The sequence below is a fragment of the Streptococcus sp. HMSC10A01 genome (assembly GCF_001807785.1).
In the GTDB taxonomy this organism is placed as follows: domain Bacteria; phylum Bacillota; class Bacilli; order Lactobacillales; family Streptococcaceae; genus Streptococcus; species Streptococcus gordonii.
In genome coordinates this window covers 24,403-39,466 of the sequence record NZ_KV790977.1, presented here as the reverse complement: position 1 = coordinate 39,466, position 15,064 = coordinate 24,403, and the positions used below count along the sequence as shown (strand labels likewise).

13 protein-coding genes are annotated in these 15,064 nt (G+C 40.6%); all 13 read right to left on the bottom strand.

Translation table 11 applies throughout. The annotated features are described in order from the left end of the window. Window positions 1–69: 69 nt before the first annotated feature. Window positions 70–2,862 (bottom strand): isoleucine--tRNA ligase, encoded by a 2,793-nt coding sequence (ileS, locus tag HMPREF3108_RS06480; RefSeq protein WP_070493933.1) that lies wholly within the window; start codon window positions 2,860–2,862, stop codon window positions 70–72. 264 nt (window positions 2,863–3,126) lie between these two features. Beyond that, entirely contained in the window at window positions 3,127–3,867 is a 741-nt protein-coding gene (locus HMPREF3108_RS06475) for a DivIVA domain-containing protein (protein ID WP_012000154.1), read from the bottom strand. Between the two features lie 9 nt (window positions 3,868–3,876). Further along, on the bottom strand, window positions 3,877–4,671 hold the full coding sequence (locus tag HMPREF3108_RS06470) for a YlmH family RNA-binding protein (protein WP_070493930.1): 795 nt from the start codon (window positions 4,669–4,671) through the stop codon (window positions 3,877–3,879). Continuing rightward, window positions 4,668–4,934, bottom strand: coding sequence for a YggT family protein (locus HMPREF3108_RS06465; RefSeq protein WP_008809102.1), 267 nt, complete (start codon window positions 4,932–4,934; stop codon window positions 4,668–4,670). Before HMPREF3108_RS06465 ends, HMPREF3108_RS06470 begins: the two co-directional genes overlap by 4 nt. A gap of 1 nt (window position 4,935) precedes the next feature. Beyond that, window positions 4,936–5,505 carry a cell division protein SepF gene (locus HMPREF3108_RS06460; protein ID WP_008809103.1) on the bottom strand — a complete coding sequence of 190 codons (570 nt, stop codon included), beginning with the start codon at window positions 5,503–5,505 and terminating at the stop codon, window positions 4,936–4,938. Between the two features lie 9 nt (window positions 5,506–5,514). Further along, complete coding sequence (locus HMPREF3108_RS06455; protein ID WP_070493927.1) at window positions 5,515–6,186, bottom strand: YggS family pyridoxal phosphate-dependent enzyme; 672 nt, start codon at window positions 6,184–6,186, stop codon at window positions 5,515–5,517. 2 nt (window positions 6,187–6,188) lie between these two features. Further along, a complete protein-coding gene (gene ftsZ / locus HMPREF3108_RS06450) occupies window positions 6,189–7,448 on the bottom strand; it encodes a cell division protein FtsZ (RefSeq protein WP_070493924.1) in 1,260 nt (419 codons plus the stop codon). A 16-nt stretch (window positions 7,449–7,464) separates the two neighbouring features. Beyond that, entirely contained in the window at window positions 7,465–8,844 is a 1,380-nt protein-coding gene (ftsA, locus tag HMPREF3108_RS06445) for a cell division protein FtsA (RefSeq protein WP_053794841.1), read from the bottom strand. A gap of 120 nt (window positions 8,845–8,964) precedes the next feature. Further along, window positions 8,965–10,161: a cell division protein FtsQ/DivIB gene (locus HMPREF3108_RS06440; RefSeq protein WP_070493921.1), complete on the bottom strand. Its 1,197-nt coding sequence runs from the start codon at window positions 10,159–10,161 to the stop codon at window positions 8,965–8,967. Continuing rightward, window positions 10,158–11,228, bottom strand: a complete 1,071-nt coding sequence (locus tag HMPREF3108_RS06435) for a UDP-N-acetylglucosamine--N-acetylmuramyl-(pentapeptide) pyrophosphoryl-undecaprenol N-acetylglucosamine transferase (RefSeq protein ID WP_070493918.1) — start codon at window positions 11,226–11,228, stop codon at window positions 10,158–10,160. Before HMPREF3108_RS06435 ends, HMPREF3108_RS06440 begins: the two co-directional genes overlap by 4 nt. 1 nt (window position 11,229) lies before the next feature. Beyond that, window positions 11,230–12,582 carry a UDP-N-acetylmuramoyl-L-alanine--D-glutamate ligase gene (gene murD, locus HMPREF3108_RS06430; RefSeq protein ID WP_070493915.1) on the bottom strand — a complete coding sequence of 451 codons (1,353 nt, stop codon included), beginning with the start codon at window positions 12,580–12,582 and terminating at the stop codon, window positions 11,230–11,232. A gap of 244 nt (window positions 12,583–12,826) precedes the next feature. Further along, window positions 12,827–13,105: a DUF3165 family protein gene (locus HMPREF3108_RS06425; RefSeq protein WP_012000145.1), complete on the bottom strand. Its 279-nt coding sequence runs from the start codon at window positions 13,103–13,105 to the stop codon at window positions 12,827–12,829. 23 nt (window positions 13,106–13,128) lie between these two features. Then, window positions 13,129–14,976: a translational GTPase TypA gene (gene typA / locus HMPREF3108_RS06420; RefSeq protein ID WP_012000144.1), complete on the bottom strand. Its 1,848-nt coding sequence runs from the start codon at window positions 14,974–14,976 to the stop codon at window positions 13,129–13,131. Window positions 14,977–15,064: the final 88 nt, after the last annotated feature.

The window sequence follows — 15,064 nt, the reverse complement described above, 5'->3', positions numbered from 1 at the left end:
TAGAATTAGTTTATATAAAAACGGCGTGCCATTTAAAGGCAAAGCCGTTTTTATTGTTTTAAGAATTAATTATTTTGTCTCAAATCCTTCTGCGACCGCATCTGTAAAGTTTTCTTCTACAATGCTTGCACAGTGGTCACAGATAACTGCATGGTAGCTACGTTCAGCAGTAGTTGGATCAATACGACGACAACGGTCACAAACTTCACCTGTAGCGCGTTCAACTGTAAAGGTTACGTCTTCGAAGCTAACTGCGCCTTCTGGAGCTGGTCCTTCTGCGATGGTCAATTCAGACACGATCAAAAGTTGAGCCACATTGCTGTCCACTGCTCCAAGAAGAGTTTTCACCACTTCATTTGGGTAAACTGTCAAGTGTGCTTCGAGTGATTTACCGATTACTTTGGCATTACGTGCCTCTTCCAAGGCTTTTTGAGCCTGTCCACGGAAGTCCATGAAGGCTGCCCATGTATCCAAGATTTCTTCTTGATTAGCAAAAGTTTCCGCTTCTGGCAATTCTGACAATTGAACAAAGTCTTCTGCTTCAAACTCAAGATATGACCAGATTTCTTCCGCTGTGTGAGGCAGGATTGGTGTCAAGAGTTTGGTGATTTTCACAAGAATATCATAGAAAACAGTCTGCATTTGACGGCGTTCGAGTGATTTGGCACCTTCAATGTAAACAACGTCTTTAGCGAAGTCAAGGTAGAAGGCTGACAAGTCAACGTTGATAAAGTTCACCAAGGCCTTGTAGATTGTCAAGAATTCAAAGTCTGCATAGGCATTACGAATAGTCTTAACAAGCTGATTAAAGCGAACAGTCATGTACTTATCAACTGAACGGAGCTCATCGTAAGCTACTGCGACCTCAGCTGGGTTAAAGTCAGATGTATTAGCAATCAAGAAACGAAGAGTGTTACGAATCTTACGGTAAGTTTCAGAGACTTGGCTCAAGATATCCATAGAGATACGTACGTCGTTGCTTGAGTCAACACTTGTTACCCAGAGACGCAAGATTTCCGCACCAAATTGTTTTTCAACATCACTTGGAGCAATGGTATTTCCAAGAGATTTAGACATCTTCTCACCTTTACCGTCAAGGGCAAATCCTTGTGACAAGATTTGTTTGTATGGTGCTACGCCATGGTTGGCAACGGATGTGATGAGTGATGAATTAAACCAACCACGGTATTGGTCAGAACCTTCAAGGTAGAGGTCAGCTGGGTATTTGAGTTCTGGACGGTTGACCACTACTCCATTCCATGACGAACCTGAGTCAAACCATACGTCCATGATGTCTGTTTCTTTCTTGAACTCACCATTTGGTGAACCTGGATGGGTAAATCCTTCTGGCAAGAGGTCTTTAGCCTCACGTTCCCACCAGATGATAGAACCGTGTTCCTCAAAGAGTTGAGCCACGTGCTCAATCGTTTCAGCTGTCATGATTGGTGTTCCGTCTTCAGTATAGAAGATAGGAAGTGGAACTCCCCAAGCACGTTGACGAGAGATAACCCAGTCGCCACGGTCACGAATCATATTGTAAAGACGCACTTTACCCCATTCTGAGTGGAATTTCACTTTTTCAATTTCGTCCAAGATTTCTTGGCGGAATTTTGAAACTGAGGCAAACCATTGTGGCACTGCACGCCAGATGATTGGTTTTTTCGTACGCCAGTCAAATGGGTATGAGTGGGAGATTTCTTCTTGAGCAAGGAGAAGGTCGCCCAGTTTTTCGATAACAGTTGGTACCACCTTGTCGTAGAACTGACCTGCAAAGTCAGGACCAGCATTTTCCATCATAATACCGCGTTCGTTAACTGTTACAGCAACTTCAAGACCATTGGCAACACCGACATTGTAGTCGTCCTCACCAAAACCAGGGGCTGTATGGACAATACCAGTACCAGAGTCAGTCGTAACGTGGTCACCAAGGATCACCAACTCATCTACAGCTGTATCCCATGGGTGGACTGTCACAATGTGGTTCAATTCTTGACCACGATAGGTCGCCAAGACTTGCACATCAGCCCAACCAAATTTCTCAGACAAACTAGTCAACAACTCTGCAGCAACCAAAAACTTACGATCTTCACCAGCAGGTTGGACCAAAACGTAATCAATATCTGCTCCAACTGTCAAACCACGAGAAGCTGTGATGGTAAATGGAGTTGTTGTCCAGACAACGATATAAGTATCTGTATCAAGCACACCTTTTCCGTCTTTGACGCGGTTAGCATAGTAAAGGGATGTTGAAAGCAAGTCATGGTATTCAATTTCTGCTTCAGCAAGGGCTGACTCAGATGACCATGACCAGTAAACCGGCTTAGCACCGCGGTAGATATAACCTTTTTTAGCCATTTCACCGAAGACACGGATTTGAGCCGCTTCATAGTCTGGCGTCAAGGTAACATATGGATTTTCCCAGTCACCAGAAACACCCAAACGTTTAAAGTCTTCTCGTTGTTTATCAACTTGAGAAAGAGCATACTCACGGCAAAGTTTCAAGTACTCAACCAAGTCCATTTCTTTGCGTTTAACACCCTGTTTTGCCAATACCTGCTCGATTGGAAGACCATGTGTATCCCAACCGGGGATATAAGGAGCGTAAAATCCAGACATAGACTTCGAACGAACAATAATATCTTTAGAAATCTTGTTCATCGCGTGTCCAACGTGGATATTTCCGTTTGCATACGGAGGTCCATCATGCAAGGTGAAATGCGGTTTTCCTTGGTTCAATTCTTGACGACGTTGGTAAAGTTTTGCTTCTTCCCATTCTTTTTGCCAAACTGGTTCTTTAGTTGGAAGACCAGCACGCATTGGAAAGTCTGTTTTCCCAAGATTAAGGGTTTCTTTAAGTTTCATTGTTTCTCCTTTAATTTATAATGACAAAATAAAAACCACGACTCGCAAAAAGGACGAAAATCGTGGTACCACCTTTGTTTAGATAGAAAATAGCCACTAACTATTTCTATCCCTCTTTTTCCGTAACGTGGAAGAAACGTCGCATTTTACTAATTTCAAATACGATATTGTAAAATGATAAATCAACTAATAGAGATTGCAAGTCTTACACCATCACTTGCTCGCTAGGAATATATTAGTTAATTTGTGTTTTTACAGTTTTTCTTATAGGATATCAACAGGTTCAGAAGTTTTTTCTTCTGTCAATTCTGGAACAGCCTCCATAACTCTTGTCTCAGACAAGTCACCATCTGACTCAGCAATTCGTTGCTGTAAGTCAGCCATCTCTTCTGGTGAAAATTGACGAGTTACTTCAGATTCGTCATCTACATAAGGCGTCATTGTTTGACCAAGCGCCTCTTGAATAACTTCTTTGAATGCATCATCACTTGTTTGGAGATAAGTTGCTGTCGGGCGAAGAATTTCTTCCCATTCAGATGAATCAACAATGCTCAATTGACTTTCAATGGTTGACTTAAGACGTTGATGGAAGACACGAGCCTTATTTTTCAGCTCTTCTGTTTCTATCGCAACTTTTTTAGCGTTATCAGTTGCTTGGCGTAAAATTTCGTTTGCCTTGAACTTAGCATGGTCTAAAAGATGTTGCGCTTCTTGATCAGCCTGGCGCATGATATTATCAGATCTTTCTTGAGAAGCCTGTTTAAGCTTTTCAGCAGTGTCTTGTGCTATTAAAACAGACTGACTAAGAGAATCTTTCATCTCATCAAAATAAGTTAAACGCTCTTCCAAGTTCTTAATGCGTGCATCTTTATTATGATTTTCACGAACCAAGTCCTCGTAATCGCGAACGACAATATCAAGAAATTCGTCTACTTCCTCAACATTGTAACCTCTAAATTTCGTACTAAAGGATTTATCTTTAATTTCTAATGATGTAAGAGCCATATTTTTTCCTCATTTACTAGATTGTATTTGAATCGTTAATTTATGCTTCCCATTCTTAGAGAAGCCATTTTCTTTTACTATTTTAAATCTTCCAAATCTACGGACACTAATCAAATCATTTAATCCAACTAAATAACTGGGATTATCAATAATAGAATAGTTTACTTTCACGTGTTTCCCAAAAATCAACTGGGAGGCATCATTCCGAGATAGTTTAAAGCTACTAGCAATCAATTTGTCCAATCTCATACTCGAAGCAAGAATCTCTTTAGAAACCTGAGCCTCTTGCACTCGTAAAAGCCTCTCAAAGCCAACTTCTTTTAGTTTAACAGGAGTTTTAGCAATTTTAGAGATATGATCTATAAAAAATTGAGTAAACCTTTTATCTACTAGAACCTGAGCCCTATCCTTTTCCACCAGAATATCACCAAAAGTTCGACGATCCAATCCTAATCGGTTCATCAAAGTCCCAAAGATTTGAGAATGAGTTAGTTGCTGAAATTTACTAGGATAGACAATTTCAAGCAAGGTCAAATCAAAATCTTCTTTATCTAATTGGTAATAGGAAGGTGCAATTATTACCCTGACCCATTCACTAGGAAAATAGTCACTACTGACAAAAGTTTGTAATTGATATTTGTTCGCAAGACTTTCAAGAATTTCAGCCTGATGAGGATTAATAAAAGAAGTAACCTCTAGGCTGTAAGTATTCTCAACCCGCTGAATCAATTCCAAACTTTTATCTAGGAAAGCATGATCTTCCGCAGAATAGTGTTGAAAGATTTCTTTATGTTCCCTTGTCATGCAAGTACCGAGAGCAAAATCTGAACAAGCCACTGACTACCGAAATGGATACAGAGTACAGCAACATAAACTGTCCAATCCAAACCAGCAAACTGAAGTGGTAGACGACGGAAAGGTTTCAAGATAGATTCTGAAATTCTTAGAACGAGTTGTCCTAGAGACGTCTGATAAGCACCAGGAAACCATGACATAAGAGCATATGCAACAAGAATCAGCGAAAGAATTCTCGCTGATAATAAGATAAAGTTTATAATAAATAACATCTTATCTGCGCTTCATGTCAAAATCAAATTCACTATGCACGCCATCAGGCAATTTAATATCCTCGATATTCACGACGACATTTACTGGAGTCAAGAGGTACATAGTGCCAGAAACTCTTCTGAGATTCCCCATCAGGACTTGCTTAGCGCCATCCAAGTAATCAATACAGCGACGTGCTTGCACTTCAGTCATATACTGGAAATCAATCAAAACACTTTCATTTGCGAGAAGCAAGTCTACAATTGCAGGTGCATCTTCATATTTTTTAGGATAACGAACATCAATCGTTACTTTTTCTGAAGTCGCAACTGAATGGTTTTGAGCCAACTCTTGTTGACGAGCATGCAAACGTGTAATATTCTCATTAGATGACGGTGTATTAGTCACATGTTGAGACGAGCTAGACACTAAACGAGGCTGTTTAATATCTCTAACCGGTTCCTGCTGAGCAGGACGTGAATTAGATGGCTTTACTGCTTGTTGCTGGACTCTAGATTCTGCAACCTGTACGTCATCACCGTCTTCTGTAAAATATTCTATAAATTTATCGAATCTATCTTTTAATGACATGGTTCTTCCCTATTTAAAAAATGATGTCCCTATTCTCACAAATGTTGACCCGTTAGCAATTGCAGTTGCAAAATCTCGACTCATTCCCATACTGATCTCAGAAAAGGGCATATTAGTTATTTGTTTATTTTGTAATTTTTTCTGAAGTTCGTGGGTCGCTTGGAATATTTTTTCTAAGTCTTCTTCTCCAGCGTCTATGGGAGCCATAGTCATAATCCCCACTATTTCGATATGTTCAAGTTTTTCTAAAGCAGGTAAAACAGCTTCTATCTCATTCACCGCAAAACCATGCTTGCTTTCTTCACCAGACACATTGACTTGCAAGAAGCATTTGATAGTATGTTCTGCTCGCTTTTCAATTTCCTCGGCTAGTTTGAGAGAATCTAAAGCATGGAAATAATCAACATAGTTAATAACTTCTTTAACTTTTCTACGCTGAAGCGTCCCTATTAAATGCCAAGTCAACTCTTCGTCCCTTAAATACTGGTATTTTTCTAGGAATTTATCTACTCGGTTTTCACCAATATGTTTTACTCCTGTTTTTACCAGCTCTTTAGCAGTAGAGCTGTCAACATACTTGGTGACAGCTACAATACTTACTGAATTTTCAGGACGATTTGCCTTTCGAGTAGCTTCCGCTACTGCTGCAAAAACTTGATCCTTATTTTTTTGTAAATCCATTTTTAGCGATTTCTAAAAAACGGAGGTGTTTCTAATTCATCGTCATCAGATGAACTATCTGTATATCTTTCTACAGTTGACTTAGAACCACCTTGTGTTTCACGGACAATATTGTCACGGCGCAAATCCCACTCACCGAAAGCTGAAGTTTGTTTTTTCTCTGGCTGTTGACGAGTAGTTTTTGGAATTTCAACTGTTTCAGTCAAATCGAAATTTCTATCATAAGAATGATGACTACGAGTTTCGCGAACAGGCTCGTTATGTGAACGTTTTGGCGAACGAATACCGCTAACTTTTTCAACACGATCCTGACGAACACCTGTGGCAACCACAGTCACGCGAATTTCATCACGCATACTTTCATCAATTGAAGTACCCAACCAGATGTTTACTCCGTGTCCAGCAGCTTGATTTACAATTTCAGAAGCCTCTTCAGCCTCAATCAATGTCATATCCAGACCACCAGTAACGTTGACAATCACGTCTTCAGCACCATCAATAGTTGTTTCAAGAAGTGGTGAGTAAATTGCTTTACGAGCAGCTTCAATCACACGCTCCTCGCCACTACCAATACCGATACCCATCAAGGCATTACCCTTATCAGCCATAACAGTCTTAACATCTGCGAAGTCAAGATTAATCAGACCAGGACTAGTAATCAAATCAGTGATACCTTGGACACCTTGGCGAAGAACATTGTCAGCTTCACTCAAAGCCTCAAGAAGAGGTGTTTTCTTATCAACAATCTCAAGTAAGTTATTATTTGAAATAATCAAAAGAGTATCAACATGCTCGCGAAGCTCATTGATTCCTTCAATTGCAAAATTACCGCGTTTGCTTCCTTCAAAGCCAAATGGGCGAGTTACAACTGCAACAGTCAAAGCTCCCAAACCTTTTGCTATACGAGCAATAACCGGAGCGGCTCCAGTACCGGAACCTCCGCCCATACCAGCCGTAATGAAGACCATATCTGCTCCTGAAAGAGCTTCTGTCAATACTTCTTCACTCTCTTCAGCAGCTTTACGACCTACTTCAGGCTGTCCTCCAGCACCAAGTCCACGTGTTAATTTTGGACCAAGCTGGATAACTGTTTCTGCTTTTGTACTACTCAACGCTTGAACATCTGTATTGGCAGCGATAAACTCAACGCCAGCAACACCTTCGTCAATCATGCGGTTAATAGCGTTACCACCGCCACCGCCGACACCAATTACTTTAATGATTGCGCCTTGAGCCGCAGCTGTGTCAAATGAAAATGTCATATTTAAACCCTTTCCTTTAATCAAACAGATTGCCTAACCAGTTACGGGCACGATCTGTTAATTTTTCTGTCTTTGTTTCTTGTTCTTGGCTTTGCGCCACTTCAATCGCAGGTTCAACTCTAGTTTCAGCTTCTACCTGAGGTAGTGGATCTCTTTGAGTAGTAATACGAGAAGGATTGATAGACTGCGTTTGGAGCGGACGTACAAAATTGCTTGGTTGCTGACGCAACATCTCATTACCTTGAACGGCTGCCTGAGCCAAAGCATCAACATCCGTCAAGTTGCCAGCATATTCAGACAAGCTAATCACATGAGCAAAGGCTGGATTTCGAATACCAATTTGATTTGGAACATACAGTTTAACTGGAACTCCAAAAATTTCTTGGGCCAATTCCACAACACCCGGTAAGATAGCACCACCACCGATGATCACGATCCCACCTGGCAAATCTAACAAGTGTCTTCTTTCTAGATCCTGCTTAATTTGCTCAAAGACATGTTTCAAACGTGCTGAAATGATCTCAGCTAAGTAACTTTCTGTTACTTCAACTGGATTAACTTCACCGATAACTTCAACTTGGAATGTCTCTTGACTTGCTGCTGGTACATATGCTTCACCATAGTTGAATTTCAAACTCTCAGCTAGTTTTTGAGAAGTCTTAAGAACTTTAGAAATATCTTTTGTGACATAATCGCCACCTTCTTGGTAGATATTGGTGTATTGAAGTTCTTGATTTCTTACTGAGGCTACTGTTGTTTGGCCGCCACCCATATCGATGACTGTAGCACCAAATTCACGTTCACCTTCGTTTAAAACTGATTTTGTCATTGCAAGTGGTGAAATAATAATGTTTTCAATTTGAACCCCTGCACGTTCCACAGTTTTACGTAAGTTATGAAGAATAGTACGCGGACCAGTATAGAGCAAACCACGCATTTCTAAACGAATCCCCATCATACCGCGAGGATCGCGAATTCCTTGGAAACCATCAACGATGAATTCCTCTGGAATAAATGTGATTACTTCCCGATCAGGGGTCATGCTCTTCGTCAAAGCAGACCGAACAACATTTTCTACATCAATATCTGTGATTTCTTTGGCATCATTTGTAACAGGAATCATTCCTTGTGAAGGCTCAATTTGTAGTAAGTTTGCAGGCAAGCCCACATTAACTACTTTGATTGAAATCCCCGCTTTTTCTTCTGCTTGAGCAATTGCTGTTTTAATAGCAGCTGCTGCTGCCTCAATATCTACAATAATTCCGTCTTTTACACCAGCACTTTTGGCATTGCTAACACCAATTACATTAATTTCATCATTGATGTGCTCAGCCACTAATACTTTAATGGAGCTAGTTCCTATATCTAATCCTGTAAAGAAGCCGTCTCTAGCCATTACATCATTCCTCTCTATCATCCGAGTTTCCTACTTTATCGACAACTCTAAAAAATACAGTTATCCATTGCCTATTATAACACAAAATTAGCAAAAGTGGAGAGTTTTTCTTCGTTTTCTTTAGTTATTTGTTTCATCAGTAACATCTGATGGAACTTCCTCTGTTTCACTCTGCTCAGTTTCTTCTGAACTTTCGTTTTTCTCTTGTTCTTCTTTTTGCACAAGACTAGTAGAATAGCTAAAAATTCCCGCTTCCATATCCACAATACTAGGTTCCGTCAACAATGGATGTACACGACTGTAGTAAGGTAATTTCTTATGAATATCTGAAAGAGGAACAATAATCTTATGCTCATCTCTCATTGTCAAAGTTAATAAATCTTTTGTAGCCTTACTTGGAGTCAAATCTACAGTTTGAATTTCATTTTTGATACTATCCGGTACATCTGATAATTCTTGCATAAGTTTCTTAACCTTAGCTTTATCAGATAGATTAAGACGCATGTAATTTTCAGGCAAAGCTTCTTTCTTTACTGGTTGATTAATCACAGTTCCATTGCTGATGACTGGATAGATATTTCCAGTAGAAGCTTCATAGGCTAGAATCTTAAATTCTGTGACTTGAATCTTGAATGTAATCGGGAACTGATATGAAATTTCAGCCTTTTCGATCCAAGCATTCGCTTTTTTCAAGTTGTTAGCATACTGATTACGATTCAAAAACGTTGTTAAAGTGTAATCTCGGATATCAATTTGGGTAGCTTTGATAATTTCATCTTGAGTTACACGCTCATTTCCTGTAACTACTATATTTTTAAGGCTACCTAAAGGAGTGATAAAGTAGAGTGACAGAAGAATCAAGAGAGAGCTGATAACCAGAACTGGTATAGCCCTGTATAGATGGATTTTCTCGATTCTAGGTTTGTCTGGCTTAGCTTCTTTTTCAATTTCTATATCAGCTTGACCTACAAAATTTTCAGTTCGATCTTCTGAAACATCACTTGATTCTTCGGTGTTTTCTTTATCATACTCTTCATCGTCTTCTGAGGGCTCTTCAACATCTTCTGTCTCTTCAGACTCATTTGTCTCATCATCATCTGAATCTTGATCTTGAACTTCTTTTTCTTCTTCACTACTATCTGTTTCGTTTGTTTCAGTAGACTCTGAAGTTTCAAAAGTCTCATCGTTACGCTCTTCTTCATCAGTTTCAGAGGCTTTTTCTTGAGATTTTTTTTCTAAGTACTCCTGATGACGCTTTTGCCATGCAGATAAATATTTTTGGAGTTCTTTTTGGTCACCTTTATCTTTTGTCGTCATTTTTTCCCTTTGTTTATATCATTTTTCAATACAGCATAAAAATCTTCTACTGACTTGATTTCATGAGAATTTTTCATGGCTTGATAATATGTATCTTTATCCCTTAGAACCTGTTCCACAGAAGCTTCAAGCCCTTCTAAAGTTAGCTGCTCTTCTTCCAGCTTCACAGCATATCCCTTTTTCACAAAATAATCCGCATTTTCGATCTGATCACCACGACTGGCTTCGCGTCCTAAAGGAACGATAATGTGCAACTTAGCCATAGCAAGGAGCTCAAAGATTGTATTAGAACCACCACGGGTCACAACTACATCTGCCAGGTCCATCAAAGGCTGATAGAGGTCCGTCACATAGGCTCTGCGAAAGAGTCGGTCAGACAAAGTATCCAAACTCTCATCGCCTGTCAGATTGATGATATTATAACACTCGGTCAGTGTAGCTTGATTCTGACTGACAAAATCATTAAAAACCTTGGCACCAGCAGAACCACCCACAAAAAGAAGAGTTGGCAACTCTTTATCAAAATACTGACGGATTTCTTCTAGTTCCTGCGGTAGGACTGGCTCTTGACTACCGACCTTGGTCACAGCTCCGACATGCTCAATCTTGGTCAGACTAGAGCTTTGCTCAAAGGTTGAATACATCTTGGTCGCACACTTATAGGCGATTTTATTGGCCAAGCCAATGGATAGATCCGATTCATGAACATAGACGGGCACTCCTGACAGCCGAGCTGCAATCACGGGCGGAACAGATACAAAGCCTCCCTTAGAAAAGAGGGCCTGCGGCCGTACCTTGAGCATGATGCCCAAAGACTGAAAAATGCCCCAGACGACCTTAAAGCCATCCAGCAGATTCTGCCACGAAAAGTAGCGACGAAGTTTGCCAGTAGCTACCGAATGGAAGGTCACGTCCAGTCCCGACTTTTGGATTTCTTGATACTCAATACCATGCTTATTGCCAATATAATGGACCTGCCAGCCTTCTTTGATAAATTTCGGAATCAGGAGAAGGTTGAGGGTTACATGACCGACCGTTCCTCCGCCTGTAAATACAATCTTTTTCATCTTAACCTTTTAATTCTTCAAATGCAGCGAGGAATTCATCGCCACGGACTTCAAAATTACTATACATATCCCAGCTAGCATTGGCAGGACTGAGCAAGACAATATCTCCTGGCTCTGCTTGAGCAAAAGCCTTATGAGCTGCATCCCGGACATTAGTCGCATCCAGATAAGAAACACCAGCCTGATCAGCGGCTCTCTTTACACGCGGAGCTGATTGCCCTAAGATTACCATCTTCTTGAGCCCTTTGAGGTCAGGCACCAACTCGTCAAATTCATTGCCTCGGTCCAAGCCACCTGCAATCAGAATCACCTTGCTATTGTCAAAACCGGACAAGGCTTTCTGGGTTGCCAAGATATTGGTAGACTTACTGTCGTTGTAAAAGGCAACCTCATTTACCTGCCCCACATACTGGAGACGATGCTTAACGCCTCCAAAAGCTGACAAGACTTCTTTGATCGTATGATTATCAATACCACGAAGTTTAGCTACTGCAATCGTAGCCAGAGCATTTTCGACATTGTGACTGCCAGGAACACCGATTTCAGCCACCTTTATAATCGCTTCTCCACGGAAGGTCAAGACATCACCATCAAGATAGGCACCATCCACCTTTTCAGTTGTTGAAAAAGGAACAACAGTAGCCTGAGTTTGGCTAGCCATTCCCTTGGCCCAATCTTGATTGAAATTCAAAACAAGATAATCATCAGCTGTCATGTTTTTCTGGATATTCCACTTGGCAGCTGCATATTCCTCAAAAGAGCCATGGTAGTCCAGATGAGTCGGCATGAGATTGGTGATCACAGCTATCTGTGGATGAAAAGCCTCAATCCCCATCAACTGGAAGGAAGACAGTTCCATGACCAGTGTATCTTTGCCACTAGCTGATTGGGCTACTTGACTGGCAGCAAAACCGATATTACCAGACAAAAGACCATTTTGACCACCAGCCGTCAAGACTTGCGCAATCATGGTTGTGGTCGTCGTTTTGCCATTTGATCCCGTAATACCAATAATTGGAGCTTCAGAAATCAGATAAGCCAACTCAACTTCAGTGATAACAGGAATCTCCTTCTCCAGAGCCCGAATAACCATAGCATTATTATAAGGAATACCTGGATTTTTAACCATCAATTCAAAGTTTTCATCCAGCAACTCCAGAGGATGGCCTCCTGTCACCACTTTAATGCCTTCTTCTAGCAAGGATTGAGCAGCAGGATTTTCCTCGAAAGGTTTACCGTCGTTAACTGTCACGATGGCTCCTAATTTATCTAAAAGGCGAGCAGCAGATTCACCTGACTTAGCCAAACCTAAAACCAAGACTTTCTTGTTAGCAAAACTTGCTATATTCTTCATAAAAAACCTCTTTAATTGTACTTCATTCTATTTTACCCTTTTTTAAAGAAATAAAAAAGTCATAGATGCGCTTTATTTACGTCTGTTGTTAACTTGTGAAAAAAATGTGATATTTTTTCTGATTTGCAATGATTTGTAATAGAATTCTAAAAGTTATCAGAGTTTAACTCTTATCCTCCTTTCATTTCACAATCTATAAAAAAAGGCCCAGAACTAAATCAAATTTTAGTTCTTAAGCCAATTTTTAATCTTTGCTTTTATCGTCTAAAAAATCAAACAAACCAGGTTTCTTATCTAATCGAGCAATGTCGCGTAAGGCAAAATAAGCCAAAATAAGCATAGCCACCCCAACAAATAACTCTCCCGGCATTTGAAAAATCCGAAATGCCGCTAAAACCAAGAGAATGATAAACAAAACCAAGACTAATACAACCGATAAGACATTAAAGGTGCCTTTAATGCTCTGAGGAGCAGCAAAAAGGTAATATAAGAGTATCAAAATTCCAATTATTAAATAAACCATCTTGCTACTCCTTTCCCTTTTACTTATTCAGCTGCAGCTGATTTTTTCTTTTTGTTGGCTTTCTCGCGCTCTGCCTTGTTTAGAATTTGCTTACGCAAACGGATAGACTCAGGTGTTACTTCCATGTACTCATCGTCGTTCAAGAACTCAAGAGACTCTTCAAGGGTCAAGATACGAGGTGTCTTGATAACCGCTGTTTGGTCCTTAGTAGCTGAACGAACGTTAGTCATCTGTTTAGCTTTGGTGATATTCACAGTCAAGTCGTTTTCACGAGAGTTTTCACCGATGATCATTCCTTCATAAACCTCAGTACCTGGATTGACAAAGATAGTACCACGTTCTTCAATAGACATGATAGAGTATGTTGTAGCCTTACCAGCATCAATGGAAACAAGGGCACCACGATGACGACCACCGATTTCACCAGGAATCACTGGCAGGTATTGATCAAAGGTATGGTTCATAATTCCATAACCGCGAGTCATAGATAAGAACTCAGTAGAGTAGCCAATCAAACCACGCGCAGGAACCAAGAAGACCAAACGAGTCTGTCCATTACCAGTAGCCACCATATCTAGCATTTCACCCTTGCGTTCTGAAAGGCTTTGGATAACAGAACCTTGGTATTCTTCTGGTGTGTCGATTTGGACGCGCTCAAATGGTTCGCACTTAACGCCATCAATCTCTTTTACGATAACTTCTGGACGAGATACTTGTAGCTCATAACCCTCACGGCGCATGGTTTCGATCAGGATTGACAAGTGCAATTCTCCACGTCCTGAAACAGTCCATTTATCTGGTGAGTCTGTTGGGTCAACACGAAGCGAAACGTCTGTTTGCAATTCTGCTTGCAAGCGTTCTTCCACCTTACGAGAAGTCACCCATTTTCCTTCACGACCTGCAAATGGTGAATTGTTTACCAAGAAGGTCATTTGAAGCGTTGGCTCATCGATGTGTAGGATTGGAAGAGGTTCAATTGCATCTGTCGGTGTAATGGTTTCACCAACAAAGATATCTTCCATACCTGAAACAGCAATCAAGTCACCTGCTTTAGCTTCTTGGATTTCACGACGTTCCAAACCAAAGAAACCGAAAAGTTTTGTAACACGGAAGTTTTTGGTTGTGCCGTCTAGTTTAGAAAGGGTAACTTGGTCCCCAACTTTCACACTACCACGGAAGACACGCCCGATACCGATACGACCTACGAAGTCATTGTAGTCCAAAAGAGACACTTGGAACTGCAAAGGCTCATCTGAATTGTCCACTGGAGCTGGGATATGGTCGATGATGGTATCAAAGATTGGTGCCATTGTTTTTTCTTGATCAGCTGGATCGTCTGACAATGAAGAGGTTCCGTTGATTGCTGAAGCATAAACAACTGGGAAATCAAGCTGGTCATCATCTGCACCAAGCTCAATGAAGAGTTCCAATACTTCGTCCACTACTTCTGCTGGACGAGCTGATGGTTTGTCGATTTTATTTACAACCACGATTGGAACAAGGTCTTGTTCCAAGGCTTTTTTCAATACGAAACGAGTTTGTGGCATGGTTCCTTCGTAGGCATCTACAACCAAGACAACACCGTCAACCATTTTCATGATACGCTCAACTTCTCCACCGAAGTCCGCGTGTCCAGGTGTGTCCATGATATTGATACGAGTTCCGTTGTAGGCAACGGCTGTATTTTTAGCAAGAATTGTAATTCCACGCTCTTTTTCGATATCGTTTGAGTCCATCGCACGCTCTGCCAACTCTGTACGTGCATCAAGAGTTTCAGATTGTTTCAATAATTCGTCAACGAGGGTTGTTTTCCCGTGGTCAACGTGGGCGATAATCGCAATGTTACGGATATCTTCTCTTAATTTTGTCATGATTGCCTCTATTACTTTAAATTTTTATTTCTAACTGAACAATTATACCACAGTCTAATTCAAAAATCACAGTTTAGCTAAGTGTAAA

What these genes read in the sequence shown, in the direction of transcription:
- HMPREF3108_RS06425 (WP_012000145.1), bottom strand. Translation starts at nt 13,105, where the DNA reads ATGGTTTATTTAATAATTGGAATTTTGATACTCTTATATTACCTTTTT.
- HMPREF3108_RS06475 (WP_012000154.1), bottom strand. Translation starts at nt 3,867, where the DNA reads ATGGCTCTTACATCATTAGAAATTAAAGATAAATCCTTTAGTACGAAA.
- HMPREF3108_RS06435 (WP_070493918.1), bottom strand. Translation starts at nt 11,228, where the DNA reads ATGAAAAAGATTGTATTTACAGGCGGAGGAACGGTCGGTCATGTAACC.
- ftsZ (WP_070493924.1), bottom strand. Translation starts at nt 7,448, where the DNA reads ATGACATTTTCATTTGACACAGCTGCGGCTCAAGGCGCAATCATTAAA.
- HMPREF3108_RS06460 (WP_008809103.1), bottom strand. Translation starts at nt 5,505, where the DNA reads ATGTCATTAAAAGATAGATTCGATAAATTTATAGAATATTTTACAGAA.
- HMPREF3108_RS06465 (WP_008809102.1), bottom strand. Translation starts at nt 4,934, where the DNA reads ATGTTATTTATTATAAACTTTATCTTATTATCAGCGAGAATTCTTTCG.
- HMPREF3108_RS06455 (WP_070493927.1), bottom strand. Translation starts at nt 6,186, where the DNA reads ATGGATTTACAAAAAAATAAGGATCAAGTTTTTGCAGCAGTAGCGGAA.
- ileS (WP_070493933.1), bottom strand. Translation starts at nt 2,862, where the DNA reads ATGAAACTTAAAGAAACCCTTAATCTTGGGAAAACAGACTTTCCAATG.
- ftsA (WP_053794841.1), bottom strand. Translation starts at nt 8,844, where the DNA reads ATGGCTAGAGACGGCTTCTTTACAGGATTAGATATAGGAACTAGCTCC.
- murD (WP_070493915.1), bottom strand. Translation starts at nt 12,582, where the DNA reads ATGAAGAATATAGCAAGTTTTGCTAACAAGAAAGTCTTGGTTTTAGGT.
- HMPREF3108_RS06440 (WP_070493921.1), bottom strand. Translation starts at nt 10,161, where the DNA reads ATGACGACAAAAGATAAAGGTGACCAAAAAGAACTCCAAAAATATTTA.
- HMPREF3108_RS06470 (WP_070493930.1), bottom strand. Translation starts at nt 4,671, where the DNA reads ATGACAAGGGAACATAAAGAAATCTTTCAACACTATTCTGCGGAAGAT.
- typA (WP_012000144.1), bottom strand. Translation starts at nt 14,976, where the DNA reads ATGACAAAATTAAGAGAAGATATCCGTAACATTGCGATTATCGCCCAC.